Below are 25573 nucleotides of genomic sequence, written 5' to 3' on the forward strand. Positions count from 1 at the left end.
TTGCATGGGGTGCAAGGGGTCCCGAGTTCGAATCCCGGCGCCCCGACCAACTGCATCAGATCCAAAGGCCACCCGCGGGTGGCCTTTGCATTCTCGCCCACCGGCAAGCGCCTGCGCCGCCGGCACCATCGCTGCCCGACCGCCTTACAGATTGCAGAACGTCATCCCGAATTCGACGTCCTGATCGCAATGGCGCGGCCGATGATCGCTGTCCGGACGGGTAAAACGAATGTTCAGCGCATACTTGTTGGCGCTGATCTCGGGAATGTAGGGATCGTTCAGTTTCATCGATATGCGCACCATCTGGGACGAACTGCCGCCCAGCATCAACTGAAACGCACCACCCGTCGCGACATGATTTTCCGCCCGCCCGCTCGCGCGCAACAGACGTAGAACGATGTTCAGCGCATCGCGCAAGGGCAACATCGGCTGCAGCCAGGCCAGCAGCGCTTCGCGGCGAAATCCCGGCGCCTGATGCAGCCAATAGTGGTACGACGGCAAGTCGAACTCGCAGACGCCACCGGGGATGCTCGCCCGGCTCTTGATGCTCATCAACCAGTCGTTGTCGCGCAGGTGCTGACCGATCTTGCCGGTCAGGCCGAGCAGCGCGGCCGAGGCGTGCTCGATTTCGTAAAGCGCGCCGGACAGCGCATCTTCAGAGATCTCCGGATTGTTGCGAAAAGCCAGCAAGCTTTGCCGCTGTCGCTCCAGTTCCTGGATCAGATCCATCTTCAGATCGGCACGACCCGCGACGTCGAGGATCTCGAACAGGGTAAGCAGCACAACGTGATGCTCCTGCGCCCCGTCGCGCTGCATGAAGCTGGCCACTTTCTGAAACAGATCCTCCAGACGCAGCAGCGTGCGTATGCGTTCGTTGAAGGGATATTCGTAAGTAATCACACTGCCGCCAGCGTCAGGACCTGGGATTTTCGATAATTCTGAATCATTTGCCAGAAAACCTCAACGGTCAGCATGAAGTTTGGCTCGCGCCAGAACGCGATAAAGCCCGTGCAGGCTATCAACTTGTGGCGCCAGATCGTCCATGCCGGCGCTGTTCAGCACCAGATCGTCGGCAATCTCGCGCCGCTTGCTGCGCGAAGCCTGTGTCGCCATAATGGTTTTCACCTCGCTTTCGGTCAGACCGCTGCGTGCCATGACGCGGGCGACCTGAATCGTTTCCTCGCAATCGACGACCAGCACGCGGTCGGTACGCTTGCGATAGCTGCCCGTCTCGATCAGCAGGGGTACCGCCAGCAGCACATACGGCGCGCTGGTCGGCGCAGCGCAGCGTGCCTCGCTGCAGTCCCTGATCAAGGGATGCAGGATGGCTTCCAGCCTGGCTTTCGCCGTCGGGTCGGAGAAAGCCAGGCGGCGCATCGCCGAGCGGTCCAGGCCACCATCGGGGCGCACGACGATCGGCCCGAAAGCGGCGGCAATCGCCGCCATCGCCGCCCCGTCCGGCGCGGTCAGTTCATGCGCGATCATGTCGGTATCGACGAGAGCCGCGCCGCGCTCGACGAACAACTCGGCGACGGTGCTTTTGCCGCTGCCAATGCCGCCCGTCAGGCCGACGACGAAGGTCATGGCTGCCCTTCCTTGTCCTTTGGACAGTCGGTCGGGTGCGCCTTGGGCAACAAGGCTAGCACGGCTTCGCGCAGCATTTCGGCCTGTTCCTGCGGGCCGCGGATCTCAAACGCGTTGATCGCCTTGCCCTTGCGCTCACCCACCTTGGCCGACTTCACACCTTTGGCGCGCAAGGCCTCGAGTCCGGCGTTGGCGGCTTCCTCGGTACGATACGTGCCGAGCGATACGGCATACTGGTTGGGGCCACTGGCGTGCAGAACGAAGAAATCCTGCACGCCGAGTTGTTGCAGCTCGGCTGTCTTGCGCGTAGCCGCCTCCTTGTTCTCGAGTGGCGGCACGAAGACCCAGTAGCCGGTGGTCTCGGCGCTCACCCGACGCGCTGCCTTGAAGGCAGGGAACTGCTCGGTCAGCAGGCGTTGCAGTTGCTCAGCGTCGGCGTTCGGCAGATCGCCCCAGATCTGGCAGGTTTCCGTCACACGTGGCGCCTCGACGGCCGGGTGAACCTCGTCCCTGGCAACGCCCGACGCCGGCGGATCGGCGAAAGCGACCACCTTCACGCGTTCCGGCAGCACCTGCTGGTCAAGCCGTCCGGCGTCCGGGCTTTTCGCCGGCGCGATGAAACTGCGCGCGAAAAGCAGAACGTTGAACAGGACGAGAAGGAGAACGGCAAGACGCAGCGCAAGGATCATGCGAGTTTCGGCAGGTGCGCCAGCGAGGCGCAGATGGCTTCAGCCGGATACTCGAAGTCCTCCAGTTCACCGGCAAAGTAGCGGTCGTAGGCGGCCATGTCGAAGTGCCCGTGGCCGGTGAGGTTGAAGAAGATCGTCTTCGCTTCGCCGCTCTCCCGGCAGCGAACGGCTTCATCGATCGCGGCACGGATGGCGTGGTTCGACTCGGGCGCCGGGATGACGCCTTCGGCGCGGGCAAACAACACCCCTGCCTCGAAGGTCGCCAGTTGCGTCACGGCCACCGCCTCGATCAGGCCTTCATGGTAAAGCTGCGAAACGAGCGGCGAATCGCCGTGGTAACGCAGCCCGCCGGCGTGAATCCCGGGCGGCATGAAATCGTGCCCCAGCGTGTACATCTTCATCAACGGGGTAAAACCGGAAGCATCGCCGAAATCGTAGGCATAGGTGCCCTTGGTCAAGGTCGGGCACGACGCCGGCTCGACCGCGACCAGGCGCGTCGGTCGACCATCGTGACCACCAGCGGCATTTTCGGCGACGAAGGGGAAAGCCACGCCGGCAAACGACGAACCGCCGCCGCAAGGCGCAAAGATGACGTCCGGCCAATCGCCCACCTTGACGAATTGCTTCTTTGCCTCCTGACCGATGATCGTCTGGTGCAGCGCCACATGGTTGAGCACCGAGCCCAGCGCATAGCTGGTATCGGCACGCCCGGCGGCTTCCTCCACCGCTTCCGAGATTGCAATGCCGAGCGATCCCTGGTTGTCCGGGTCGCGCTGCAGAATGTCGCGCCCGGTCTGCGTCATCGGCGACGGGCTGGCATAAACTTCGGCCCCCCAGGTCTGCATCATCGAGCGGCGGAACGGCTTCTGCTGGTAGCTGACCCTGACCATGTAGACGCGCACGTCGAGGCCGAACATCTGCCCGGCAAAGGCCATCGAGCAGCCCCACTGACCGGCTCCGGTCTCGGTCGTGATCCGCTTGATTCCCGCTTGCTGGTTGTAGAACGCCTGCGCAACCGCGGTGTTCGGCTTGTGCGAACCCGCCGGCGAGACGCCCTCGTACTTGTAGTAGATGCGGGCCGGCGTCGCCAGCGCTTCTTCCAGTCGACGCGCGCGAATCAGCGGCGATGGACGCCACAGCCGATACACCTCGCGCACCTGCGGCGGGATCGGAATCCAGCGCTCAGGCGACATCTCCTGCTCGAGAATCGCCGGTGGAAAAATCACTCCCATCTGCTCGGGCGAGACGGGCTGCCCGTCCGGAGCGAGCGGCGGTAACGGTGGATTCGGCATGTCGGCAACAACGTTGTACCAGTGGGTCGGAATCTCCGACTGTTCAAGCGTGATGCGAATCGATTCCACGCGGCCTCCGTAATGGTCTGTTTGAGGAAGAATCTACTGGGCAGAGAAATCGAGTATACCGCGAAGGCTGGCTCTCAATCACCGTCGCCCGCCGCAGCAAGCGTATACAAGCCGCGTTCGAGCTCGCGCTCGACGATGCGGCCTGGGGCAAATCCGGCAAGCAGCCGGCGCGCGGCGGCGCGCGCCGCAATCGTATTGTTGTGGCTGAAATTGCACACGTAAAGATCAAGTGTCACGGCGCCGTGTTCCGGCCAGGTGTGTACCGCCAGGTGCGACTCGGCCAGAATGACCGCACCGGTCGCGCCAGCCGGACCGAGCGCACCGTCGAACTGATGGAAGACGAAGCCCACCGGCGTCAAGCCGGCTGCCGTACACGCGGCCAGACACAGGTCCTGCAGCGTCTGTGCATCGGCCAGCAGGCGCTCGGCGCATCGACAGTCGTAGAGTTCGGCGATCAGGTGCAACCCGTGCATGCCGCTGATCCCCTCACGCCGAAGCCGTCAACCTCGAGGCTCGAAGTTGGTGCTCGTACGGCTGACCACACCGTCCTGGTTGAAGTGGACATTGAAGAACCAGTCCATGCCGGGCTCGGTCTTCGTCTTCCAGTCCCAGACCGTTTCGCCTTTCATCGGGAAGAGGCGCTGGTGCGCCGGCCGACCGAGCAAGCGACGCACTTCATCCTTGCTCATGCCGGGAACGACCTGCCGGAAGTTGTCCTCGGTGAGCACCTGCTGCACTTCGCGCAGAACGCCGTTGGGGCCGATGACGACCATGTAGTTGACCATGCCTTCCGGCGTCCGCGGATACTCCCAGACGCGCGATCCATCCGGGTCGCGCCATTCCAGGTCGGGTCGTCCCATGATCTGGCGCACTTCGTCGGCGGTGGTCACGCCGGGCCTGAGCTTGCTGAACTTGTCCGCGTCGCACGCCGCCAGCAGCAGCGCGAGTGCCCCTGGAACAAGGAGCGCCGCAAGGAATTTGGTCATCATCGTTTTGTGCTCCACTCGTGGCAAGCGCAGTCGCCGCCGCCAGCGCCAAGTATAGCAACGGACGACGCTCAGACGTTGCTCCGCAACTGGTGCATCATGACCGCGAATGCGCCGAGCAGCAGCAGGCCGCCCATGCCAAGCGCCAGCGTCGTCGTCGAACCCCAGAGGGCAGGCGCGATCACGCCGGCAGCGACAGCGTTGCAGCCCGACTGCAGAAAGGTCTGGCAGGAAGCCGCCAAGCCTCGCTGCTCGGGGAAAAGGTCGAGGGCGACCAGCGTCAGACTGGGCATGGCAAACGACATGCCGAAAGTGAAACCGAAGATCGGGATTACACTCCACGGCAACACGGGCGGGGCAAAGACATTCAGCGCCACGTTAGCCGCCGCAGCCAGCGCCATCGTCAGGTAGCCCAGACCGATGCTGCGCGTTGCCGAAATGCGCTCGGCCAGCCGACCGGAGAGCCAGGCACCGGCCATCAGGCCGCCCATCGCCGGACCGAACAGCCAGAGAAAGCCGGTGACGGAGACACCCAGGTGCTCGATCAGGAAGACCGGCGCCGACAGGACGTAGATGAAGAATGCGGCAAAATTCAACGCCAGAGCACCGCAAATCAGCAGGAATGACGGCGAGGTGAGGACCCGCCGATAGGTCGCCAGCAGATAGCCGACGTTCAGCGGTTGGCGCTGTTGCTGGGACAGTGTTTCCGGGAGCAGCAGCCAGCAGATCAGCCAGAGCAGGCCACTGAGCAGTCCGAGAAAGACAAAGACCGAGCGCCAGCCGAACCACGCCTGCAGCCACCCGCCGAGGACCGGCCCGAGCGCCGGCGCGAGAGCGAACATCATCGTCACCTGCGCGATCAGCCGGCGAGCAGCGGAACCTTCGTACAGGTCACGGACGATCGCCCGGCAGACGACGATTCCAGCGCCCGCAGTCATCCCCTGCAGCGCCCGCAGAACCCACAGGTGTTCGATCCGCTGAGCAAAAACGCAGCCAAAGGAAGCCACACCGAAGAGCGCCAGGGCAACCAGAATGACTCGTCGGCGACCCACCGAATCTGAAATGGCACCGTGCCACAGGGTCATCAAGGCAAACGGCACGAGATAAGCGGTCAGCGTTTGTTGCACCTCGACGGGAGTGGCACCGAGCGAACGCGCGATGTCGTTGAACGACGGCAGATAGGTATCGATCGAAAACGGTCCGACGGAAGCCAACAATGCGAGAATGATGGCCATTCCTCGCGGTACCCTCAGGTTCAACGGATCTGGCAAGTTCAGTCCTTCGAAAGACGATGGGATTGCACGGGGTTCGCTGCCTGGGTTGCTGAAGACCCTTATATTTCTATTATATCGGCTATTTTAAACCTGACTAGAGGGATTGGAAGAATCTCGCTGAAAGGATGGCGTTTGCGCGGCCATTCATTCGCGCGTGAAGCGGCGATACTGCACCGCCTCCGCGACGTGCGCGGCGCCGATCTGCGCGCTGCCCGCCAGGTCGGCGACCGTCCGCGCCACCTTGAGCAAACGATGATAAGCCCGCGCCGAGAGCTGGAAACGGCCGATAGCGTGCTTCAGGAGAGCCCCCGCAGCTGCTTCGGGCTGGCAGTAGCGGTCGATTTCCTTCACGCTCAGGCGACCGTTTTCCTTGTTCTGGCGCTCGATCTGCCGGGCATGAGCGTGCGCCACGCGCGCCCGGACGACGGACGACGGTTCGCCGTCCGGCGCGCTCTGCAGCGTTTCGGCGGGCACTGCGGGAACTTCGATCTGCAGGTCGATGCGGTCGAGGAGTGGCCCGGAGATTCGGTTACGGTAACGTAGAACCTGCTCGACCGTACAGCGGCAACGCCCACTGGCGTCGCCCAGGTAACCACAGGGGCAGGGATTCATCGCCGCCACGAGCTGGAAGTGGGCGGGAAACTCGGCCTGCCGGGCAGCGCGCGAAATGTGGATGCGACCGCTGTCGAGCGGCTCGCGCAAGGCTTCCAGCGTGCGCCGATCGCATTCGCAGATCTCGTCGAGGAAGAGCACACCCTGGTGCGCGAGCGAGATCTCCCCCGGATGCGGGATGCTGCCGCCGCCGACCAGGGCAGCCGACGATGCGGTGTGGTGCGGCGCTCGGAATGGACGCTGGCGAAACTGCTCGGGTCGAAACTGACCGGCGAGCGACAATACGGCCGCCGACTCCAGTGCGGCAGCCAGCGTCATCGGCGGCAGCAGGCCGGGCAGCCGGCTGGCCAGCATCGACTTGCCGGTACCCGGCGGTCCCGCCAAGAGAATCGAATGCCCCCCGGCAGCAGCGATCTCGAGCGCGCGCTTGGCCAGCACCTGTCCACGCACGTCGGCCAGATCCGGGTAGTTGCCGGCGTCGTCGGTGGGCAGCGGATCGGCCGCGCATTCGCTCAGCGATGCTTGTCCGGTGAGGTGGGCGCAGACCTCGAGCAGGGTATTGCCGGAGAGGACACGCACCTGACCGGCCAGGGCGGCTTCGCGCGCACTCGCTGCCGGCAGCACGAAGCTGCGTCCGCGCCCACCGGCGGCAAGAACCATCGCCAACGCGCCACGCACCGGCCGCAGTTCGCCGGAAAGCGAGAGTTCGCCGGCAAACTCGTAGCTCGCCAGCGACTGCGCGGGAATCTGTTGCGCCGCGGCCAGGATGGCAAGCGCGATCGGCAGATCGAAACGACCCGATTCCTTCGGCAGATCAGCCGGCGCCAGGTTGACCGTGATCCGCTTGCGCGGAAACTCGAAACCCGAATTCTGCAGCGCTGCGCGCACGCGGTCGCGCGCTTCCCTGACCTCGGCGTCGGGCAAGCCAACCAGCGTCACGTTCGGCAGACCGCTGGCCAGATGCACCTCGACGGCTACTTCCGGCGCAGACAGTCCATCCAGTGCGCGGCTGTGAGCAATGGCGAGGGGCATCCGCGCAGCCTTCGCGTCAAACGCCGAACGATGGCGGCTGGCCGAACAGGCCGCGCATGCGAAGGCTTCGCCGGATCAGGGCGTAGCGTCGGGCGGGGGTGTCTTCTCCAACTGAGCGAGGCGCGCTTCGAGCGCCTCCAGCTTCTCGCGCGTGCGCTGCAAGAGGCGTGTCTGGACATCGAACTCCTCACGACTGACCAGATCGAGCCGGGAAAAGAAGCTGGCGAGCAGCGCCCGCGCATTCTTTTCGACATCGGCCGCCGGGCTGTTGGCCAGCAGACTGCTCAGGCGAGCGCCAAGTTGTTCGATGATCCTGGGGTCGAGCATGATAGTCACCGGGAGCAAGGATGGTTTGCGGGGGGACTGCAGTTTAGCACAGCGCTGGCCACCACCGCCGACGGCACCCCTTTGGTGCAGCACCCGACAAGCCTGCGCCAGGGCAGTGCACGGCCACCAAAGTCAGCCACCAAGCAGTCGGCAAGCCAATGCTTTATTGCGCGTTGTCGATCTGGCACGCAATGTGCTTAGCGGCAGATTGCACTGGATTCCATTTTTTCAGGAGAGACTGGCCATGAAGAGCATCACGCTGCTTGCCGCGCTGACCACAGCGCTGGCCGTACCGGGCGTCGGACACGCTGAAGATCCGGCTCCGTCCTCGAGCAGTCCGCACACGCTGACCGGCAACGTCGGTCTGTTCAGCAGCTATCGCTTCCGCGGTATCGATCAGAGCTTCGGCAAGCCGGCGCTGCAGGGTGGTTTCGATTATGCCCACAGCAGCGGCTGGTACGTCGGCAACTGGAATTCGAGCGTGAATTCCGGCGCGGGCTTTCCCGACGGCCACCTGGAGATGGACTTCTACGGCGGCTACAAGGCGGCGTTCGGCGATTTTGCGCTCGACGCAGGCGCCATCTACTACTACTACCCTGGCTCACAGGCGCGTGGTCTTGGTCCGGGAGCGTCTTCAGGTGCGGTCAGCAATCAGGAGCTGTATCTGGGTGGATCGTGGAAGTTTCTGTCGCTCAAGTACTTCTACGCGATCGACGATTACTTCTCGCTGCGCGCGCTGGGCAGGGCCGGCGCCCTCGACCGGAGCACGCGCGGTACGCAGTACCTCGACCTTTCGGCGAACTTCGATCTCGGCGACGGCTGGGGACTGAATGCGCATGTCGGTCGGCTGGATCTGGCGAATGTTCGCGGCGGCGACTACACCGACTGGAAGATAGGCGTCAGCAAGGACTTCAACGGCTGGGTCGTGGCCGCTTCGTACATCGATACCAACGCCAGCGGAAGTTGTCGCAAAGGCGAGTTCTACTGCTTCACGAACTCGCTGTCCGACCACGGCGGTGTTCTCAGCGGCGGCTCGCACAGCAAGGACGCCGGCCGCGGCATCGTCGTCGTCTCGCTGACGCGCAACTTCTAGCGCGCAACAAGCTAAACCGGGAAGCTTCGACTTCCCCCTTATGTGGAGAACACAAATGAAACTGGTAACGGCCATCATCAAGCCCTTCAAGCTGGATGAAGTACGCGAGGCGCTGTCGACGATCGGCGTGCAGGGCATCACGGTGACCGAGGTCAAGGGTTTCGGGCGCCAGAAAGGACACACCGAACTCTATCGCGGAGCTGAGTATGTCGTTGACTTCCTGCCCAAGGTCAAGGTCGAAGCAGCGATTCGCGACGACTTGCTCGAAGCCGCCATCGAAGCCATTGAAAAATCCGCCAGCACCGGAAAGATCGGCGACGGAAAGATTTTCGTCTCGACCATAGAAGAGGTCGTTCGCATACGCACCGGCGAAACCGGTGAAAGCGCCTTGTAAGGAGCCACACATGAAACGTCTATTTGCCATCCTCACCTTGCTCGGGGCAATCAGCGTCGCTGCCCCGACCTGGGCAGAAGAGAAGCCGGCCGCCGCAGTGCCGGCGAGCAGCGCCGTCGTCGGCGCCGAATCCACCGCGGGCGTCGCCGCGCCAGCCGCCGCAGCCAGCTCGTCGGCGGCGCCTGCCGCGACACCCACACCGCAGGCCAACAAGGGCGACAACGCCTGGGTCATGATCAGCGCGGCGTTCGTCATCCTGATGTCGATCCCCGGCCTGGCGCTGTTCTACGGGGGTCTGGTGCGCAGCAAGAACATGCTCTCGGTGCTGATGCAGGTCTTCGTCACCTTCTCGCTGATCAGCATCCTTTGGGTAGCCTACGGGTATTCGCTGGCCTTTACCGAAGGAAATGGCTTCTTCGGCGTCTTCGACAAGACCTTCCTGAAAGGAATCACCGTCGACTCGGTCGCCGCTACCTTCTCCAAGGGAGTGGTCGTCTCCGAACTCGCCTACGTGATCTTTCAGGGCGCCTTTGCCGCGATCACCTGCGGCCTGATCGTCGGCGCATTTGCTGAGCGCGCCCGCTTCTCGGCGATTCTGGTCTTCATGGTCGTCTGGTTTACGCTCTCCTACCTGCCAATGGCGCACATGGTGTGGTACTGGGCTGGCCCGGATGCCTACGTCGACGCCGCCGCCGGCGAGGCGGCCGGCAAAACGGCCGGTTTCCTCTTCCAGAAAGGCGCGCTGGACTTCGCGGGCGGAACCGTGGTGCATATCAATGCGGCAATCGCCGGCCTGGTGGGAGCGATCGTCATCGGAAAGCGGATCGGCTACGGACGCGAATCGATGGCTCCGCACAGCCTCACCTTCACGATGATCGGCGCTTCGCTGCTCTGGTTCGGCTGGTTCGGCTTCAACGCCGGCTCGGCCCTGGAAGCCAACGGTAGCGCCGCTCTGGCCATGGTCAATACCTGGGTGGCGACGGCCTGCGCGGCGCTCTCCTGGATGCTCGCCGAATGGCTGTTGAAGGGCAAACCTTCGATGCTGGGCGCCGCCTCGGGAGCAGTCTCGGGCCTGGTCGCGATCACCCCGGCGGCCGGTTTCGTCGGCCCCCTGGGCGCCATCGCGATCGGCCTTCTGGCAGGCATCATCTGCCTGTGGGGGGTCAATGGGCTGAAGCGAATGATCGGTGCAGACGATTCGCTCGACGTTTTCGGTGTACATGGCGTCGGCGGAGTTCTCGGTGCCTTGCTGACCGGCGTTTTCGCGGCACCCTCGCTTGGCGGCACGGGGGTCTACGACTACGTGGCCAATAAGGTTGGCGACTACGACATGGGCGCGCAGTTGATCAGCCAGTTCTGGGGCGTCGGGACCGTCATCGTCTGGTCAGGAATCGTCTCTTTCGTTGCCTTCAAGCTGGTCGACCTGATCATCGGTTTGCGCGTTCCGGAAGAAGAAGAGCGCGAAGGTCTCGACATCACCGCGCACGGCGAATCGGCCTATCACTACTGAAGCCCGCTCGGGCGGCAACCGCCCAGACCGTTTGGGGCGCCCGCGTGGCGCCCCCTTTTTTTGCTGTAACAAACTGTTTCGTCTGTCGGACGAAGCGGGCTGCCGGACGTTAATCGTTGCAGTCGCCGGTATTGGCGTCGCCCAACGAGTCCATCAGCCATGACCCTTTTCCGCCGCCCTCTGCGCCTCTGGCGTCAAAGCGTTCTTCTTCTGATCCTTTCATTGCTGGCAGCGGCGGCGGGGGCTGACCCCGCCGGGCGCGTCGGGCGGATCGCCTGGCTATCCGGTTCGGTCCATCTGCATCGCGCCGACAGCGGAGAATCGACCGCGGTCGAGCGCAACTGGCCGGTGAGCAGCGGTGACCTGCTATCCACCGCGGCAGGCGCGCGCGCCGAGGTGCAGATCGGCTCAGCCGTGCTGCGCCTCGACGCCGGCAGCGTACTCGAGTTCGCGCAGGTGGACGATCGTGCCGTCCGCCTGCGTCTGCTCGACGGCCACCTCGTCGCCCGCTTGCCGTTTGCCGAATCGGCGCGCGAGTACGAGTTGGCCGTCCGCGACCAGCGCTGCAAAGTGCGCGACGCCGGCCATTACCGTCTGGATGCCGCGCGAGGCAGTAGCGCGTTCACCGTTTACGCCGGCCGGCTCCAGGCGATAACGCTCGGACGACCGCTGGAAATCGGCACCGGGCAACGTCTCGTCTTGGCCGACGGCGCAACCGCCGGCTACCGGATCGGCGCGCCGGAAGACGACGAATTCGCCGCCTGGAATGCCTTGCGCGAGCGCCAGGCGAGCGCTCGCCTGCAGCCCTACGTGTCGAACGAGATGACCGGCGCCGCCGACCTGGCGGCCTACGGCTCGTGGACCGAACACGCCGAGTACGGCGCCATCTGGTACCCGCGGACAGTTCCCGCCGACTGGGCACCTTACCGCAATGGTCGCTGGATCTGGGTAGCGCCCTGGGGCTGGACCTGGGTAGGCGATGAGCCCTGGGGCTTTGCACCCTTCCACTACGGACGCTGGGTGTTCCTGCACGGCGCCTGGGGCTGGGTGCCTGGCCGCCGGGTAGCCAGGCCGGTCTACGCACCGGCGCTCGTCGCCTGGGTCGGCGCACCGGCCGGCGAGGTGCGCGGCAGCGCACCACCGGCCATCGGCTGGTTCCCGCTCGCGCCGCGCGAAGCCTACATTCCCGCCTATCGAGCGAGCGAAGGGCATTTCCGCCAGATCAACCACGCGCATGTCGTGCGCCTCCCACCGCTGGCAGACATTACGCGCCAGCCGCAGGCCTTCACCGAGCACACGCGCCATGCGCATCGCGCCTTGCCGCACGCCGTAACCACGGCGCACAGCGACGCGTTCACCGAACGCCGGCATGTTGGCGAAAGACTGCCTGGCGAGCGCGAGCGCAACGACATCCTGCGTAGCCCGGTACAGGTTCGACCGCCGCTGGCCGCGCCCGCACCTGGCGTCGACCATCGCCGCTTCGAGGGCGACGCATCCTGGTCAAACCGGCGCTGGCCGAACAGGCCGGCGAGCGCCATCGATGAGGCGCGAGGAGAGCGGCGCGCGCAGCCGATCGACCCACCGGCTCGCCCCGCACAGCAACCTGCCGGACCGGCGCCGCTGAGCGGCGCTCCGCCGGTTCAGTCGCCACCGCCAGCCATCGCACCCGCCAGCCCACCGGCGGCCGTACCCAGGCCGGCCGAACCGCGGCAGCCGCCGACCTCGCCCGGCGTACCGCCGGTTGCCGGGCAACGCGCCGAACCTGCTCCCGCCCGTGGCCCGATTCCAGCTGCACCAGCCGCCACGCCTCCAGTCAGACCGCTCGCGCCAGCGCCGAGCGAACGGCAGGCGATCGATCCGATCCGGCCTTGGCCAGCAACGCGCGACAGCCGCGAAACGCGACACGAGCGTCGTGACGATATGCGCGCCGCTCCCTTGCCAACACAGCCTGCTCCCGCTGTCGCGCCGCGCCCGGTCGAACGTCCGCCGGTCGACTTCGTCCGTCCGGCGGCGCCACCCAGGCTTGAGCGGCCTGATGAACGTAGCGATCGACACGGACAGGAAAGACGCCGAGTGCCCGTCGAACGTGCGGATCAGTGGGATGATTCAATTCGCCGCCAGACGCATTGAGTGCAGCCAGACTCGCCCGCCACGACGATCGGCCAGCTCGCCGCTGTCGCAGCAGCCGATCGTCGTGCCGGCCGGCCCGGTGCAGTGCGGCGATCAGAGGAAGGACTTGGGGGAAGGACTTGGGGCGATGTACGGGATTCGAACCCGTGACTCCTGGAATCACAATCCAGTGCTCTACCAACTGAGCTAACACCGCCATCATGCTGGCGCGCCCGGCGAGACTCGAACTCACGACCCCCGGCTTAGAAGGCCGGTGCTCTATCCGGTTGAGCTACGGGCGCAAGTGCGAAGACTCGTGCGATCGATCCGCGACGCCCCAGCAGCCAGCAGTTGATGCAATCAAGACTGGTCGGGGCGGTGGGATTCGAACTCACGACCCTCTGCTCCCAAAGCAGATGCGCTACCAGGCTGCGCTACGCCCCGAGAAGCCGCGCATTCTACAGTTCCAGTCATGCACGGTCAATTCCTGTGCACCAAAACCGGACAAATCCGTTTGCTGCCAACATCTCTTCTGGCGCCTGTTGCGCAGGCGAGCAGGCCCCCGGTCATCCGGCCATCGACTTCATTTGACGTTCCGAGCTTCCACGAACGGTCTCCGACGGCCGGATGGTGACACAATGGGACAGCGAGAGACGGAGGCAAGCCTTACCAGGCAGGATCGAGCCCCTGAGGTTGAGACACTCGCAGTCGCCAGCAGATGCCGGAGGCGCTCGGCCGGCGTTTCTGGACCGCCAATGCCCGGTCACGCTGGCTTTGGTCGTTGGCGTACGGCCGGGCTCGAAACTGGTGCTCGGGTGGCGGTCGTGGGGCTGCGCCAGCTTCGCCAACGTCTCGTCGCCTTTCAGCCCGACCAGCGCCACCTGCGCCTTGAATGCCGGCTTGCGGCTCCGCTTCGTCCTTCTCGTCATGCTCTCGCTCCTGTTCGGGCTGCTTGCGCAGCCTCTCGATGGGGCAAGGCTGCCACCTGGCCTGCTGTCCGCACTTCCGGGGCTAACGCTGAGTTCGCATCGCTACCGCTGCAAAACCTCATCGCCGACAGCACGGGACACGGCGACGGGAAAACCGATTAAACTCCATGCCGAATCGTCCGAACCGGATGAACTGGAGGGAAACCCGATGCTTGACATGCCGAGCGACTGGACTGCCCTGCTGGTCCTGGTATTCGTACTGGGGATCAAGCATGGCTTCGATGCCGATCACCTGGCTACAATCGACGGATTAACGCGTTTCAACGCACGTGCCAATCCGCCGCTCGCTCGGCGCTGCGGCATGCTGTTCTCGCTCGGGCACGGAGCGGTCGTCGTGGTCATCGCGCTCGCCGCAAGCACCCTGATCCGGCAGTGGCAGGTGCCCGCCTGGCTGGAAGTCACCGGCGCCTGGATTTCCATCGGCGTTCTGACCTTGCTCGGGCTGGTCAATCTGCGCGCGCTACGCACGACGAAGCCCGATCAAGTGGTTGCGCTGGTCGGCATCAAGAGCCGCTGGCTGGGTGGGCTGGCGCGATCGACGAAACCCGGCTGGATCATGCTCATCGGGGCCTTGTTCGCTTTCTCGTTCGACACGCTCAGCCAAGCGGCCTTGTTCGCGCTGACCGCGAGCAAGTTCGGCGGCTGGCAACACGCGTTGGTACTGGGCTTGCTGTTTACCCTTGGCATGCTGGTCACCGATGGCATCAACGGCCTGTGGATTGCGCGGCTGATCGCGCGCGCCGACCAGATGGCGCTGGTCGCCTCGCGCCTGTTGAGCTTCGTGATCTCGTCGCTCTCTCTGCTGATTGCCGCAGTCGGGGTGGCGAGCCTCGCTTTTCCCGAGGTCGACGCCTGGTCCGAGGGCCGCGAACTGCTTGTTGGCGCTGCCTTGATCTGCTGTATCGCGGGGAGCTACCTGCTTGCCTTATGGCTGTCGTCTGTTCGCGAGCAGGTTCAGACGCCGATCGCAACGCCTGGCGGTGGCCCACCATTGTCCAGCGAGTGATCGGTCGACTGGCGGGAGCTGACGTCGGCTCGGCCATCTGCGGGACCAGCTTGCGCGCACTGTAGAGCCGCGCTGGGAAGACGACGATCTGAAGCGCGACGCCGCGTTGCGTAGCGAGCAGCAGAAAGCGCTGATGGAGCCGGGAAAACCGCGCGCTTCGCTGTCGGACGCCACCTGGAAACGTACTGACGTCCTGCTGCATCCCGCCCACCTTCGACGCTTTCAGAACTCGCTGGAACAGGCGCATTGCGGCCACTGAGGGACATCCAGCGGCGTCGACACCCTACCCGACCGGACCGGAAACGGCGTTCGCCAGGAGTTGTTCGACAACTTGATCGTCGCCTCCATCGCTCGCCGCATGCTTGCCCTGATAAGCAGCGTTCCAGACGCTCGGCCAGCGCCGGGCGCCAGTGGTTGACAAGCCGTGATCATTCTGGCCAACGAAGCCTCGGTTGCCACGCCCTGCCGCCCCGAACGGGCTCTGAGTGCCTTCGGCGAACTCCTCAGCGAGATAGCCTGGTTAAGGCTGCAGCGGGCTTCGCCCACCCTTGACCGCGCCTCCAATGCTCGCCGAGCTGCATCGTACGGATCGTGACGGCTTGCCGTCAGTGAATGATTTTACGTAAGATTACCTGCCAGCAGCGAGTCGGCCGACGCACCTGCCCGCTGCTGTGGGCTGGTTCGGACCGCATCTTCCTGTTCTCCTGCGGCAAGCCCGTGCACGTCACCTCGGCCCTCGTTCCGAGCGCGATCAAGCGAAGAGATCGCTTGCTAAAAACCCGGACAAATTGTGCGTTCTCTACACAAACGTGCATGCGCTTGCCAGTACAAGTGCATTGGACTAGAGTGCGAAGCATGCCGCTGTCGGGGGGAGATCGAAGGAGTGAAAGAGTGAACTTCTGCAGCCAATGTGGTGGAGCTGTTTCCTTGACCACCCCACCGGACGACAATTTGCCCCGTCATGTGTGCACGGCCTGCGGAACCATCCATTACCTGAATCCGAAACTCGTCGTCGGTTGTATCGTCGAATGGGAAGGCCGAATCCTCCTCTGCCGCCGGTCGATAGAGCCACGCTACGGTCTCTGGACTCTCCCCGCCGGATTCATGGAAAATGGAGAAACTGCGCGCGAGGCGGCCCAGCGCGAAACGCTGGAGGAGGCACGCGCCCACGTCGAGATCGACGACGCCTTTGCCCTGATCAGCGTTCCGCACGTCAATCAGGTCCACCTTTTCTACCGCGCCCGCCTGCTCGAAGCCAGCTTCTCGCCGGGACTCGAAACGCTGGAAACAGCACTTTTCGCCGAAGAAGCCATCCCCTGGCGGGAAATCGCTTTCCAGACCGTAACGCTGTGCTTGCGAGCCTTCTTCTCCGACCGCGCAGCACGCGAATTCCATTTCCACGAGGCCGCTCTCCCGCCAGTGAGCGGCCGCATCTAGTCGCCGGCAAGCGAAAAGACAACCGGTAAGACGACGCGAAAACTCTTCCCGCGCAGCGCATCCGGCAAGTCGGTCGCACCCGCGGCCTGTTGCAGCATCGACAGCGCCTCTTCGTCCAACACCGCGCGGCCGCTCGAGCGGACGAGCACGACCTCCGCAGTCGGGCGCCATTGGCTGACAATCACCGCCACCTCGGTCGTTCCCTCCCAGACCGCCTCGCGTGCCACCAGCGGGTAGCGTTTGAAGCGGCGAGCGGCGACCGCCAGTGCAACCCGGTAGTCGCGCAGGCCCTGAGCGCTCAAACCCTGCGCACCGATCCCATCGCCATGCGTCGGCAGATCCGGAACCGCCTGGCGTCGCTCTTCGGAAAGCGATGGCGCGACGAGCCGAGCTCCGGGTTGCTGGCCGCTGTCCGCGGGCAGCCGCGGGCGGCTTCTTGTGCGCGCAGCGTTGGTATCGGCGCGCGGGGCGCGAACGGCAGTGCTGCTCACTGCCGGCCTCGGGTCGGCCGCCGGTTGCGCCGACGCTCCCGGCCCGATGGAATTGACAAGCACCTGCAGTGGCGGTCGCCCCACGTTCAAACGCGGCGCAAGTAGCGAAACCGGGTTGCACAAGAGAGCGACGTGCAGCAGCAACGAAACGACCAAGGCTGAGCGCAGGCGCCGCTGGCCCGGATCACGCGGCAGACGGCCGTCGACCGCGCGCGTGACGGTCGACGCTGCGCTGGCGTAGTGCTCCGGCAAGCCGCTACCGTGCGGCGACTAGCGCCCAGTCTGCCTGCTATCCTCGCGGATTTTCCGGCTGAAGAAGAGGCCGAACCAGATCGCCATCGCTACCACAAAGGCGATGACGAAGACGCTGAACAGACCGTAGTCGGTCGAGAAAAGCAAATCCCAAGCCATTCCTTATCTCCCTTTATCATGCAAAGTACCCACTGCAGGCCCCGCCACTGCGTCAACTGCACGCAGACGCAGTAGCGGACCCATGTCCACCGCCCACTCACCCACCAGACGCCATTCCTGCTTGTCGTCCTCCAACGTGATGTGCCAGCGCCCATGCAATGGCGCCAGCGCACCCGAGTAGACGCCACCGCCCTCGGCGTGCAGGGCAATCTTCTGATCAAGACCCGGACGCGTCGGATGGGCAATGCGCAGGACAAGGCCAACCGGCAAACGCTCGCGCTCTTTCGCGCGCAACATTGCCCTTAGCCGATCGCCATCGCCACCGAGAACGAGTTCGGCCTCGATTCCCAGATCGAACGCGCGCTGGTTGCGCGCCGTTCGTTGGTTCACGGTCAGTCCCTGCTTGTAATAGTCGTCTTCGACCAGGCCATCGTTGCTGCGCACGGCCAGGTATGCGGTGACGATGCCAGCGACGATCACGGCGCACGGCCCCAGCATCAACAGCCAGGGCCATGGTTCGCGATACCAGCGGCTACCGGTTGTCCGCCCGCTGTCGTTCATGGCATGAAGAAGCTCGTCTTTTCGCGCACGGCGAGAGCCGGCGCCTGGTCGGCGCTGACCGAAAAGAAGATCGGATTCGACCCCTTCTTGCCAACGCCCGGCTCGACCCGGGCAGCGAGGGCAACGATCTTCGACGAAGCCGGCGCCAGTTCGACCTTGCGCTCACCGACGACTTCGATCCCGTCCAGACCATCGACCGCGATCGTATAGCGATGAGTCGCTTCATCGGTATTCGAAATATGCAGCCGGAAAACGTTTTCGATCCGCCCATCGTCGGCTTCGCGCGACAGGGTCGAGCGATCACGCATGATGTCGAGCTTCAGCGGCACGCGCTGCGCCAGACTCCACGCCGTGGCCAGAATGATCGCCAGAAGGACGCTCGAGTAGAGCAGCGTGCGCGGTCGTAGCAGATGGGCAGCGATCTCGCGCGGCGTGTAATGTTTCGCCAGCGCATTCTCGGTCGAGTAGCGGATCAACCCACGCGGTGAACCGACCTTATCCATTACCTGATCGCAGGCGTCGATACACGCCGCGCAGGCGATGCACTCGAGTTGCAAACCGTTGCGGATGTCGATCCCGGTCGGACACACCTGAACGCAGATGCTGCAGTCCACACAGTCCCCCAAGACCTGGTTCTTCGCCGCAGCACCCTTGCGGCGAGCGCCGCGCGGCTCGCCACGCTCGGGGTCGTAGCTGATGATCAGCGTGTCGGGGTCAAACATGACGCCCTGAAAGCGGGCATACGGGCACATGTACTTGCACACCTGCTCGCGCAAGAATCCCGCCATCATGTAGAGGAAAGCGGCATAGAAGAATATCCAGAACGTCTCCCACGGACCGAGCTCGAAGGAGATCAGCGCGCCCAGCAGTTCTTTGATCGGCGTGAAGTAACCGACAAAGGTGATGCCCGTCCATAGCGCGACGAGCAACCAGAGGAAGTGCTTGGTCGCCTTCAGGCGGAACTTGCGCGCGCTCATGGGCTGCGCGTCGAGCTTGATGCGGGCCGGCCGTTCGCCCTCGATCTTGCGCTCGATCCACATCAGGATCTCGGTATACACCGTCTGCGGACAGGCATAGCCACAGAAGAGGCGCCCGCCAATCGCCGTCACGAGGAACAAGGCGTAGGCGGAAACCACCAGCAGGACAGCCAGATAGATCACATCCTGCGGCCAGAACACGAGGCCGAAGATGTAGAACTTGCGCTCGACGATATGGAAGAGAACGGCTTGGCGTCCCCCCCAGTCGAGCCAGCACAGGCCATAGAACAGGGCCTGCGTGATAACGACCATCGCCCAGCGCCAGTTGTTGAAGGTTCCATCAACGCTGCGCGCGTAGACCGTCTTGTGCTTTTCGTACAAGCTGTCGACGTTGATCGGGATTTCCTTGGCCTTGCTGCTGGCGGCCTGGTCCATGATGCCCGCTCCAATCCACTTCAGAATTACACCAAACGCTAATATTACATGCAGAGCGTGGTGGGATCTTGATATGAATCAGCCGCGTTTAAAATGCCCTGGTGTTCCGGCATATCCGACATGGCAGCGGGTACACGTCGCTTCTTTCCAGCGCCATCGGCAGGCCAAACCCAGCCGCCGGGCATTCCGCCACTGAAGGGTCGATCAACCGGCGACACTTCCCGCGTGACCCGCAAAAGAAAACGGAGCGGCGCGCGCCGCTCCGGGGCCATGCCATGCCGAAGACTACTTGCCCGCTGGCCCAGCACTGAGACTCAGCACATAGGCGGCGAGGACATGCACCTTGGCTTCGCCCACGAAGTCTTTCCAAGCCGGCATCTGGTTGTTGCGACCCTTGCTGATCGTCTCGCTGATCGTCGCTTCCGAACTGCCGTACAGCCAGACCTTGTCAGTCAGATTGGGCGCACCGACCGCCGCCATGCCCTTGCCATCCGGTCCGTGGCAGCCGACGCAACCGGCCGATGTGAAGGCTTCCTGTCCCTTGGCAACACGCACCGAATCGGCGGGCAACGCGGAAAGTGAACGGACATAGTTGGCCAGATCCTTGATCGTTTCGGCACCGAGCTGCGCGTGCGGCGGCATGACGCCCATCCGGCCGTTGCTGATCGTTTCGATGATCTGCGCCGGTTCGCCACCCCACTGCCAATCGTTGTCGGCCAGATTCGGGAAGCCCTTGGCACCGCGCGCGTCGGCCCCGTGACACTGCATGCAGTAGGTCAGGTACAGACGCTTGCCGGTTTCCATCGCCTCCTTGTCGGCGGCGAGCGCCTTGAGGTCCGTCTTCAGGTACTTATCGAACAACGGCTTGGTATCGCCCTCGACCTTCGCAACCTCTTTCGCGTGCTGCCCCGTCGACGACCAGCCGAGGGCACCCTGGAAGTCGCCGAGCGTCGGATACAGCGCGCAGTACACCAGCGAAAAGATCACCGTGATGTAGAACAGCCACATCCACCACTTGGGCAGCGGGTGGTTGTATTCCTCCAGCGTCTCATCCCAGACGTGGCCGGTCGTATCCACCGTACGCGGAGGCGGCGTGTTTTGCGTCCACAACAACACAGCGCAGCCGACGATACTGATGAAAGAGATCAGAATGACAAACCAGTTCCAGAACGGAGTTACAAAATCGCTCATGATGCTTTCCTTTGTCGATTGCGATCCAGGCCGAGTTCGGCCCGGTCCGCAGCTTCGTCTGCGAACGGCAACATCGCAGCTTCTTCGAAGCGCTTCTTGTTAGCCTTCACGCCGTAGGCCCACCACACCACTCCGAGGAAGGTAAGCAGCGAAACGACCGTCACGACGGACCGCAGATCGTTGATGTCCATACCCTATTTGGCGTTCTTCAGTTCGAGGCCCATGCCTTGCAGGTAGGCCACGATGGCGTCCAGTTCGCTCTTGCCTTCGAGTTGCTTGCGTGCGCCAGCGATCTCTTCATCAGTGTATGGAACGCCCACCTTGCGTAGCGCGCGCATCTTCGCCTCGATGCTGCTGGCGTCAGCGGGTGCCTTTTCGAGGAAAGCAAAGGCCGGCATGTTCGACTCGGGAACGACATCACGCGGATTGATCAGGTGCGCCCGATGCCATTCGTCCGAATAACGCCCGCCAACCCGATGCAGATCGGGACCGGTACGCTTTGACCCCCACTGGAACGGATGGTCATAGACGAACTCACCGGCGACCGAGTAGTGCCCGTAGCGCTCCGTCTCGGCGCGGAAAGGACGAATCATCTGCGAGTGGCAGAGGAAACAGCCTTCGCGAATATAGACATCGCGCCCGGTCAGGCGTACCGGATCGTATGGTTTCAGCCCCTTGACGGGCTCAGTGGTCGACTTCTGGAAGAACAGCGGGACGATTTCGACCAGCCCGCCAACGCTGACGACGAGCAGGACCAGCAGAACCATCATCGCAACGTTGCGTTCGATTGCGTCTTGCGAAAGTTTCATTTCATTCCTCTCTCAGGCGTGATGAGCGGCCGGCTGCAGGACGCGCGCGTCATCCACTGTTCGCCCTCCGGCGATCGTCTTGACCATGTTGTAGGCCATCACCAACATGCCGGCCAGGAACAGGAGACCACCCAGGAAGCGGATCGCCCAGAAGGGATATGAAGCCCGCACGGACTCGACAAAGCTGTAGGTCAGCGTACCGTCGGCATTGACGGCGCGCCACATCAGGCCCTGCATGACGCCAGCAATCCACATCGAAGCAATGTAGAGAACGACGCCGATCGTCGCGACCCAGAAGTGGACGGTGATCAGCTTGACGCTGAACATCTCGGGACGACCGAACAGACGCGGCAGCAGATAGTACATGGCGCCAATCGAGACCATGGCGACCCAGCCAAGAGCACCCGAATGCACGTGCCCAACCGTCCAGTCGGTGTAATGCGACAAGGCGTTGACCGTCTTGATTGCCATCATCGGACCTTCGAAGGTCGACATGCCGTAGAACGAAAGCGAAGTGATGAGGAATTTCAGGATCGGATCATCGCGCAGTTTGTGCCACGCGCCGGACAAGGTCATCACGCCATTGATCATGCCGCCCCACGAGGGTGCCAGGAGGATGAGCGAGAACAGCATGCCGAGCGACTGCGTCCAGTCAGGCAGTGCGGTGTAGTGCAGGTGGTGTGGGCCAGCCCACATGTAAGTGAAGATCAGCGCCCAGAAGTGCACCACCGACAGGCGGTACGAATAGACCGGACGACCGGCCTGCTTGGGAACGAAGTAGTACATCATGCCGAGGAAGCCGGCGGTCAGGAAGAAGCCGACCGCGTTGTGACCGTACCACCACTGCACCATGGCGTCCTGCACGCCGGCGTAAGCCGAGTACGACTTGGTCAGCGAGACCGGGATGGCGGCGCTATTGACCACATGCAGCAGGGCAACGGCCAGGATGAAACCGCCGTAGAACCAGTTTGCCACGTAGATGTGACTGACCTTGCGCTTGGCGATCGTGCCAAAAAACACGACGGCATAGGCCACCCAGACGAGCGTGATCAGGATGTCGATTGGCCACTCCAGCTCGGCGTATTCCTTGCCCGAGGTGATTCCCAGCGGCAGTGTGACGGCGGCAAGCACGATGATCAGTTGCCAGCCCCAGAAGGTGAAAGCCGCCAGACCGTCGGAAAACAGCCGCGCGTGACAGGTCCGCTGAACCACGTAGTACGAGGTTGCAAAAAGTGCACAGCCACCGAAGGCGAAGATCACCGCATTGGTATGCAGCGGACGCAGACGGCCAAAATGGAGCCAGCCGAGGTTCAGATCAGGCCATACCAGTTGAGCGGCGATGATCACGCCGACCAGCATTCCGACTATCCCCCAGATGACGGTCATTACGGCAAACTGCCGCACCACCTTGTAGTTGTATGTTGACTGAGCTTCCGACATGGACTCACCTCGTTCTAGACTGTAAACCGGCTTTTCACCGCCCCGTATGCCCTTATGCTGGGCATTCCAGCGCCGATGCTATTCTATGGGAACGCGAACAATTTTGACCCAGATCAAACTAGTTGACCTAAATCTGCTCGCCAGGCGGACAAAAAAAGGGTGCGCCGAAACGCACCCGAACCCCAACAGAAGAGGACCAGCCCCGCACACCCTGGGGGCTTCCTGGCGGCGTATCGCCACGCCGGACAAGCGCATTATCGCAGTCTGCGCGAGCGCGCTCTTGACCTGCATCAAGCTCGGATCATCGATTCACGACGCCGAGGTGTCCCGGCGCACCGAATCTGACGCCGAGTCGTTCCCCGATGGCGGCGCCAAGTCGTCATTATCCATCAGAATGCGGTAGGCGGGGCCCTCCAGATCGTCGAACTGCCCGCTGCGCAGCGACCACCAGAAGGCAAGACCGATCATGAAGACGATCACGACGGAGAGTGGAACGAGCAGGTAGAGCGTTTCCATGCGCGGTCAGGATCGTGCAGGTTGATGCAGACGAAGGGAATTGGCGACGACCAGCAGCGAACTCGCCGACATGCCGATGCCGGCCATCCATGGGGTCACCTGGCCGGCCATCGCAAGCGGCAACGCAATCAGATTGTAGGCCAGCGACCAAAGCAGATTCTGCCTGATGACGCGCAGCGCGCGCCGGGCGACCGCTACCCCGCGCGCCAGATGGGCCAGGTTTTCCGAGAGGAGAACAAGGTCGGCCTGCGTGCGGGCAAGCTGCGCGCCGCCCCCCATGGCGACCGACACCTGTGCCTGTGCGAGAACGGGTGCGTCGTTGACGCCATCGCCGACCATCGCCACCACCGCCCCCTGCACCTGCAGGCGGCGGACATGCTCGTGCTTGGTCTGCGGTGAAGCGTCGGCGACGACATCGTCGATACACAGCGCCTGCGCCACGCGCGCCGCCGCGCCGGCGGTATCGCCGGTCAGCAGCGTCACCCTTCGCCCGCCCGCATGCAACTCTGCGACCAGGGCGGCGGCCTGTGGACGCAACTCGTCGCCGATCCTGAACAGCGCGATCCAGCCCGCGTCGTCGGCCAGGGCGACGACAGTGTCGCCGCGCTCGAGCAGGGGTAGAGCACTCGCCGGCAGCGGGCATCCATGCGCCGCCTGCGCGTAATCGAGCCGACCCAGACGCAGTTCCCGGCCGGCGACCAGCGCGCTCACCCCGCAGCCCGCCAGGCTACGATGCGCTTCGACCGCCGGCAAGGCGGCCGGGTCAGCCGCTTCGCGCAAAGCGGCGGCAATCGGATGTTCCGACGCCTGTTCGAGCGCCGCCGCGAGCTGCAGGCTGGTGGCCTGGTCGGCATCGCCCAGCGGGAAAACCTCGAGCAGCTTCATGCGGCCGCTGGTCAGCGTTCCGGTCTTGTCGAAAACGAAGTGGTTCGCTCGCGCCAGCGTTTCGACCGCATGGCTGCGCGTCACCAGCAAGCCCGCGCGGGCCATCGCGCCGCTGGCCACGGCCAGCGTGACCGGAGTCGCCAGCGACAAGGCACAAGGACAGCTGACGACGAGCACCGACACGGTGATCCAGAGAACCTGCGCTGGGTCACGGTACCACCAGATGACCGCCGCCAGCGCCGCGAGAACCAGCAAGGCAATGATGAAGTGGCTGGCGGTGCGGTCGGCAAGCTCGACGATGCGCGGTTTGCCGACCGCCGCACGTTCCATCAGGCGAACGATGGCCGACAGGCGTGTCGCTTCGCCAACCTGGGTCACTTCGACGAACAGCGGACTTTCGACATTCACTGCCCCGCCAGTGACGAAATCCCCCGGGCGCTTGCCGATTGGAGCACTTTCGCCGGTGAGCAGAGCCTCGTCGGTGCTGCTGACGCCTTCCCGAACACAGCCGTCGGCGGGGACGGTCTCGCCCGGTTTGACGAGAACGAAGTCGCCCGGCCGCAGGTCCCCGGCAACAACCTGCTCGCCTTCGCGCTGCGCCGGATAGCCGACGACGCGCGTCGCCAGCGCCGGCATCAGCCGGGCCAGCGCTTCGGTTACGCTGACCGCGCGCTGGCGCGCGGTCATCTCGAGGTAGCGGCCACCCAGCAGGAAGAAGACAAACATCGTCACCGAGTCGAAATAGACTTCGCCCTCGCCGCGCAAAGTCGCCCAGACGCTGGCGACGAAAGCAGCGCCGATGCCGAGTGCGACGGGAACGTCCATGCCGACCCGGCGCAGCCTCAAATCACGCCAGGCACCGCCGAAAAAGGGCGCTGCCGAATAGAAAATGACCGGCACGGTGAGCGCCAGACTGGCCCAGCGCATCAGTTGCTCGGCCTCCGGCGTCATCTCGCCGGCACCCGCCAGATAGACCGGGACGGCATACATCATCACTTGCATCATGCCGAAGCCGGCGACGAAAACGCGCCACAACGCATTGCGCCGCTCGCTGCGCGCCAGTTGCTCGCTACGCTCGGCGTCGTAGGGATAGGCGCGATAGCCAATCGCAGCGATCGCCGCCAGAATCTCGGAGAGCCGGATGCGGTGCTCGTCCCAGCGAATGTGTGCGCGTCGTGTAGCGTAATTGATATCCACCGCGACGACTCCGGCCAGCCGGGAGAGGTGCTGCTCGTTCAACCAGATGCACGCCGAACAGGTGATCCCTTCGAGAATCAGCGACGCTTCGCGCTGGTCCGCGTGCGGATCTTCGCCCACGCTGCGCACGAAGCTCTTCTGGAAATCGGCATGATCGTAGAGTTGCAGGCCTTCGAGGATCGCCGGCAAGGCCTCGCGCGGTGCCTCGGGCAGCGCATCGCGTTTGCGATAGTAGTCGACCAGGCCGTTGTCGACGA

25 protein-coding genes and 3 tRNA genes are annotated in these 25573 nt (G+C 63.8%); 6 read left to right on the plus strand and 22 right to left on the minus strand.

Going from position 1 to position 25573, the window contains the following annotated elements:
- Positions 1-144: 144 nt before the first annotated feature.
- From zapD to RKP46_RS10710, 9 genes are all read right to left on the minus strand, one after another.
- Positions 145-900 carry a cell division protein ZapD gene (gene zapD, locus RKP46_RS10670; protein ID WP_311106627.1) on the minus strand — a complete coding sequence of 252 codons (756 nt, stop codon included), beginning with the start codon at positions 898-900 and terminating at the stop codon, positions 145-147.
- 60 nt (positions 901-960) lie between these two features.
- On the minus strand, positions 961-1584 hold the full coding sequence (gene coaE, locus RKP46_RS10675; RefSeq protein ID WP_311106628.1) for a dephospho-CoA kinase: 624 nt from the start codon (positions 1582-1584) through the stop codon (positions 961-963).
- The gene (locus tag RKP46_RS10680; RefSeq protein WP_311106629.1) at positions 1581-2273 is read right to left on the minus strand and encodes an SPOR domain-containing protein; all 693 of its coding nucleotides are present in this window, start codon (positions 2271-2273) and stop codon (positions 1581-1583) included. Before RKP46_RS10680 ends, coaE begins: the two co-directional genes overlap by 4 nt.
- Positions 2270-3634, minus strand: a complete 1365-nt coding sequence (locus RKP46_RS10685; protein ID WP_311106630.1) for a TrpB-like pyridoxal phosphate-dependent enzyme — start codon at positions 3632-3634, stop codon at positions 2270-2272. Before RKP46_RS10685 ends, RKP46_RS10680 begins: the two co-directional genes overlap by 4 nt.
- Positions 3635-3708: 74 nt before the next feature.
- Positions 3709-4107 (minus strand): adenosylmethionine decarboxylase, encoded by a 399-nt coding sequence (speD, locus tag RKP46_RS10690; RefSeq protein ID WP_311106631.1) that lies wholly within the window; start codon positions 4105-4107, stop codon positions 3709-3711.
- 27 nt (positions 4108-4134) lie between these two features.
- Entirely contained in the window at positions 4135-4623 is a 489-nt protein-coding gene (gene bamE / locus RKP46_RS10695; protein ID WP_311106632.1) for an outer membrane protein assembly factor BamE, read from the minus strand.
- Positions 4624-4691: 68 nt separating this feature from the next.
- Positions 4692-5855 (minus strand): multidrug effflux MFS transporter, encoded by a 1164-nt coding sequence (locus tag RKP46_RS10700; RefSeq protein ID WP_311106633.1) that lies wholly within the window; start codon positions 5853-5855, stop codon positions 4692-4694.
- A gap of 183 nt (positions 5856-6038) precedes the next feature.
- Positions 6039-7538, minus strand: coding sequence for a YifB family Mg chelatase-like AAA ATPase (locus RKP46_RS10705; RefSeq protein WP_311106634.1), 1500 nt, complete (start codon positions 7536-7538; stop codon positions 6039-6041).
- A 75-nt stretch (positions 7539-7613) separates the two neighbouring features.
- Positions 7614-7865 (minus strand): accessory factor UbiK family protein, encoded by a 252-nt coding sequence (locus RKP46_RS10710; protein ID WP_311106635.1) that lies wholly within the window; start codon positions 7863-7865, stop codon positions 7614-7616.
- Positions 7866-8109: 244 nt separating this feature from the next.
- On the opposite strand from RKP46_RS10710, the gene RKP46_RS10715 reads away from it, so the two are divergent.
- The 4 genes from RKP46_RS10715 to RKP46_RS10730 all read left to right on the plus strand — a co-directional run bounded on the left by RKP46_RS10715 (position 8110) and on the right by RKP46_RS10730 (position 12992).
- On the plus strand, positions 8110-8958 hold the full coding sequence (locus RKP46_RS10715; protein WP_311106636.1) for a TorF family putative porin: 849 nt from the start codon (positions 8110-8112) through the stop codon (positions 8956-8958).
- A gap of 55 nt (positions 8959-9013) precedes the next feature.
- Positions 9014-9352 (plus strand): P-II family nitrogen regulator, encoded by a 339-nt coding sequence (gene glnK, locus RKP46_RS10720; RefSeq protein ID WP_311106637.1) that lies wholly within the window; start codon positions 9014-9016, stop codon positions 9350-9352.
- A gap of 10 nt (positions 9353-9362) precedes the next feature.
- Positions 9363-10862: an ammonium transporter gene (locus RKP46_RS10725; protein WP_311106638.1), complete on the plus strand. Its 1500-nt coding sequence runs from the start codon at positions 9363-9365 to the stop codon at positions 10860-10862.
- Positions 10863-11021: 159 nt separating this feature from the next.
- A complete protein-coding gene (locus RKP46_RS10730; RefSeq protein WP_311106639.1) occupies positions 11022-12992 on the plus strand; it encodes a DUF6600 domain-containing protein in 1971 nt (656 codons plus the stop codon).
- Between the two features lie 120 nt (positions 12993-13112).
- Here the strand turns inward: RKP46_RS10730 and RKP46_RS10735 are convergent.
- The 3 genes from RKP46_RS10735 to RKP46_RS10745 all read right to left on the minus strand — a co-directional run bounded on the left by RKP46_RS10735 (position 13113) and on the right by RKP46_RS10745 (position 13415).
- Positions 13113-13188, minus strand: a tRNA-His gene (locus RKP46_RS10735).
- 8 nt (positions 13189-13196) lie between these two features.
- Positions 13197-13273: transfer RNA gene (locus tag RKP46_RS10740), tRNA-Arg, on the minus strand.
- A gap of 65 nt (positions 13274-13338) precedes the next feature.
- Positions 13339-13415 (minus strand) — tRNA-Pro (locus tag RKP46_RS10745).
- Positions 13416-14108: 693 nt separating this feature from the next.
- On the opposite strand from RKP46_RS10745, the gene RKP46_RS10755 reads away from it, so the two are divergent.
- Positions 14109-14966, plus strand: a complete 858-nt coding sequence (locus RKP46_RS10755) for a nickel transporter (RefSeq protein WP_311106640.1) — start codon at positions 14109-14111, stop codon at positions 14964-14966.
- Between the two features lie 891 nt (positions 14967-15857).
- The gene (locus tag RKP46_RS10760) at positions 15858-16403 is read left to right on the plus strand and encodes an NUDIX hydrolase (RefSeq protein WP_311106641.1); all 546 of its coding nucleotides are present in this window, start codon (positions 15858-15860) and stop codon (positions 16401-16403) included.
- Here RKP46_RS10760 and RKP46_RS10765 read toward each other — a convergent pair.
- The 10 genes from RKP46_RS10765 to RKP46_RS10810 form a co-directional block, all read right to left on the minus strand.
- Entirely contained in the window at positions 16400-16894 is a 495-nt protein-coding gene (locus RKP46_RS10765; RefSeq protein WP_311106642.1) for a TonB family protein, read from the minus strand. The genes RKP46_RS10760 and RKP46_RS10765 overlap by 4 nt on opposite strands.
- A gap of 270 nt (positions 16895-17164) precedes the next feature.
- Positions 17165-17305: a DUF3149 domain-containing protein gene (locus RKP46_RS10770; protein WP_311106643.1), complete on the minus strand. Its 141-nt coding sequence runs from the start codon at positions 17303-17305 to the stop codon at positions 17165-17167.
- A 3-nt stretch (positions 17306-17308) separates the two neighbouring features.
- Positions 17309-17866: a FixH family protein gene (locus tag RKP46_RS10775; protein ID WP_311106644.1), complete on the minus strand. Its 558-nt coding sequence runs from the start codon at positions 17864-17866 to the stop codon at positions 17309-17311.
- Positions 17863-19278, minus strand: a complete 1416-nt coding sequence (gene ccoG / locus RKP46_RS10780; RefSeq protein ID WP_311106645.1) for a cytochrome c oxidase accessory protein CcoG — start codon at positions 19276-19278, stop codon at positions 17863-17865. The genes RKP46_RS10775 and ccoG overlap by 4 nt, the downstream gene beginning before the upstream one ends.
- A gap of 285 nt (positions 19279-19563) precedes the next feature.
- On the minus strand, positions 19564-20469 hold the full coding sequence (gene ccoP, locus RKP46_RS10785) for a cytochrome-c oxidase, cbb3-type subunit III (protein WP_311106646.1): 906 nt from the start codon (positions 20467-20469) through the stop codon (positions 19564-19566).
- Positions 20466-20660, minus strand: a complete 195-nt coding sequence (locus tag RKP46_RS10790) for a cbb3-type cytochrome c oxidase subunit 3 (protein WP_300334110.1) — start codon at positions 20658-20660, stop codon at positions 20466-20468. The genes ccoP and RKP46_RS10790 overlap by 4 nt, the downstream gene beginning before the upstream one ends.
- A gap of 3 nt (positions 20661-20663) precedes the next feature.
- Positions 20664-21278, minus strand: coding sequence for a cytochrome-c oxidase, cbb3-type subunit II (ccoO, locus tag RKP46_RS10795; protein ID WP_311106647.1), 615 nt, complete (start codon positions 21276-21278; stop codon positions 20664-20666).
- Positions 21279-21290: 12 nt separating this feature from the next.
- Complete coding sequence (gene ccoN, locus RKP46_RS10800; RefSeq protein WP_311106648.1) at positions 21291-22718, minus strand: cytochrome-c oxidase, cbb3-type subunit I; 1428 nt, start codon at positions 22716-22718, stop codon at positions 21291-21293.
- A gap of 309 nt (positions 22719-23027) precedes the next feature.
- Positions 23028-23234, minus strand: coding sequence for a cbb3-type cytochrome oxidase assembly protein CcoS (ccoS, locus tag RKP46_RS10805; RefSeq protein WP_311106649.1), 207 nt, complete (start codon positions 23232-23234; stop codon positions 23028-23030).
- A gap of 6 nt (positions 23235-23240) precedes the next feature.
- Positions 23241-25573 (minus strand): heavy metal translocating P-type ATPase (locus RKP46_RS10810; RefSeq protein ID WP_311106650.1); only part of this gene is annotated, 2333 nt, incomplete at its 5' end.

The organism is Accumulibacter sp. (assembly GCF_031732815.1).
Taxonomy (GTDB): Bacteria; Pseudomonadota; Gammaproteobacteria; order Burkholderiales; family Rhodocyclaceae; genus Accumulibacter.

Excerpts from the sequence above, each read along its gene's own strand:
- coaE (WP_311106628.1), bottom strand. The coding sequence starts at position 1,584 with ATGACCTTCGTCGTCGGCCTGACGGGCGGCATTGGCAGCGGCAAAAGC.
- RKP46_RS10680 (WP_311106629.1), bottom strand. The coding sequence starts at position 2,273 with ATGATCCTTGCGCTGCGTCTTGCCGTTCTCCTTCTCGTCCTGTTCAAC.
- speD (WP_311106631.1), bottom strand. The coding sequence starts at position 4,107 with ATGCACGGGTTGCACCTGATCGCCGAACTCTACGACTGTCGATGCGCC.
- bamE (WP_311106632.1), bottom strand. The coding sequence starts at position 4,623 with ATGATGACCAAATTCCTTGCGGCGCTCCTTGTTCCAGGGGCACTCGCG.
- RKP46_RS10700 (WP_311106633.1), bottom strand. The coding sequence starts at position 5,855 with ATGGCCATCATTCTCGCATTGTTGGCTTCCGTCGGACCGTTTTCGATC.
- RKP46_RS10705 (WP_311106634.1), bottom strand. The coding sequence starts at position 7,538 with ATGCCCCTCGCCATTGCTCACAGCCGCGCACTGGATGGACTGTCTGCG.
- RKP46_RS10710 (WP_311106635.1), bottom strand. The coding sequence starts at position 7,865 with ATGCTCGACCCCAGGATCATCGAACAACTTGGCGCTCGCCTGAGCAGT.
- RKP46_RS10715 (WP_311106636.1), top strand. The coding sequence starts at position 8,110 with ATGAAGAGCATCACGCTGCTTGCCGCGCTGACCACAGCGCTGGCCGTA.
- glnK (WP_311106637.1), top strand. The coding sequence starts at position 9,014 with ATGAAACTGGTAACGGCCATCATCAAGCCCTTCAAGCTGGATGAAGTA.
- RKP46_RS10725 (WP_311106638.1), top strand. The coding sequence starts at position 9,363 with ATGAAACGTCTATTTGCCATCCTCACCTTGCTCGGGGCAATCAGCGTC.
- RKP46_RS10730 (WP_311106639.1), top strand. The coding sequence starts at position 11,022 with ATGACCCTTTTCCGCCGCCCTCTGCGCCTCTGGCGTCAAAGCGTTCTT.
- RKP46_RS10755 (WP_311106640.1), top strand. The coding sequence starts at position 14,109 with ATGCTTGACATGCCGAGCGACTGGACTGCCCTGCTGGTCCTGGTATTC.
- RKP46_RS10770 (WP_311106643.1), bottom strand. The coding sequence starts at position 17,305 with ATGGCTTGGGATTTGCTTTTCTCGACCGACTACGGTCTGTTCAGCGTC.
- RKP46_RS10775 (WP_311106644.1), bottom strand. The coding sequence starts at position 17,866 with ATGAACGACAGCGGGCGGACAACCGGTAGCCGCTGGTATCGCGAACCA.
- ccoG (WP_311106645.1), bottom strand. The coding sequence starts at position 19,278 with ATGGACCAGGCCGCCAGCAGCAAGGCCAAGGAAATCCCGATCAACGTC.
- ccoP (WP_311106646.1), bottom strand. The coding sequence starts at position 20,469 with ATGAGCGATTTTGTAACTCCGTTCTGGAACTGGTTTGTCATTCTGATC.
- RKP46_RS10790 (WP_300334110.1), bottom strand. The coding sequence starts at position 20,660 with ATGGACATCAACGATCTGCGGTCCGTCGTGACGGTCGTTTCGCTGCTT.
- ccoO (WP_311106647.1), bottom strand. The coding sequence starts at position 21,278 with ATGAAACTTTCGCAAGACGCAATCGAACGCAACGTTGCGATGATGGTT.
- ccoN (WP_311106648.1), bottom strand. The coding sequence starts at position 22,718 with ATGTCGGAAGCTCAGTCAACATACAACTACAAGGTGGTGCGGCAGTTT.
- ccoS (WP_311106649.1), bottom strand. The coding sequence starts at position 23,234 with ATGGAAACGCTCTACCTGCTCGTTCCACTCTCCGTCGTGATCGTCTTC.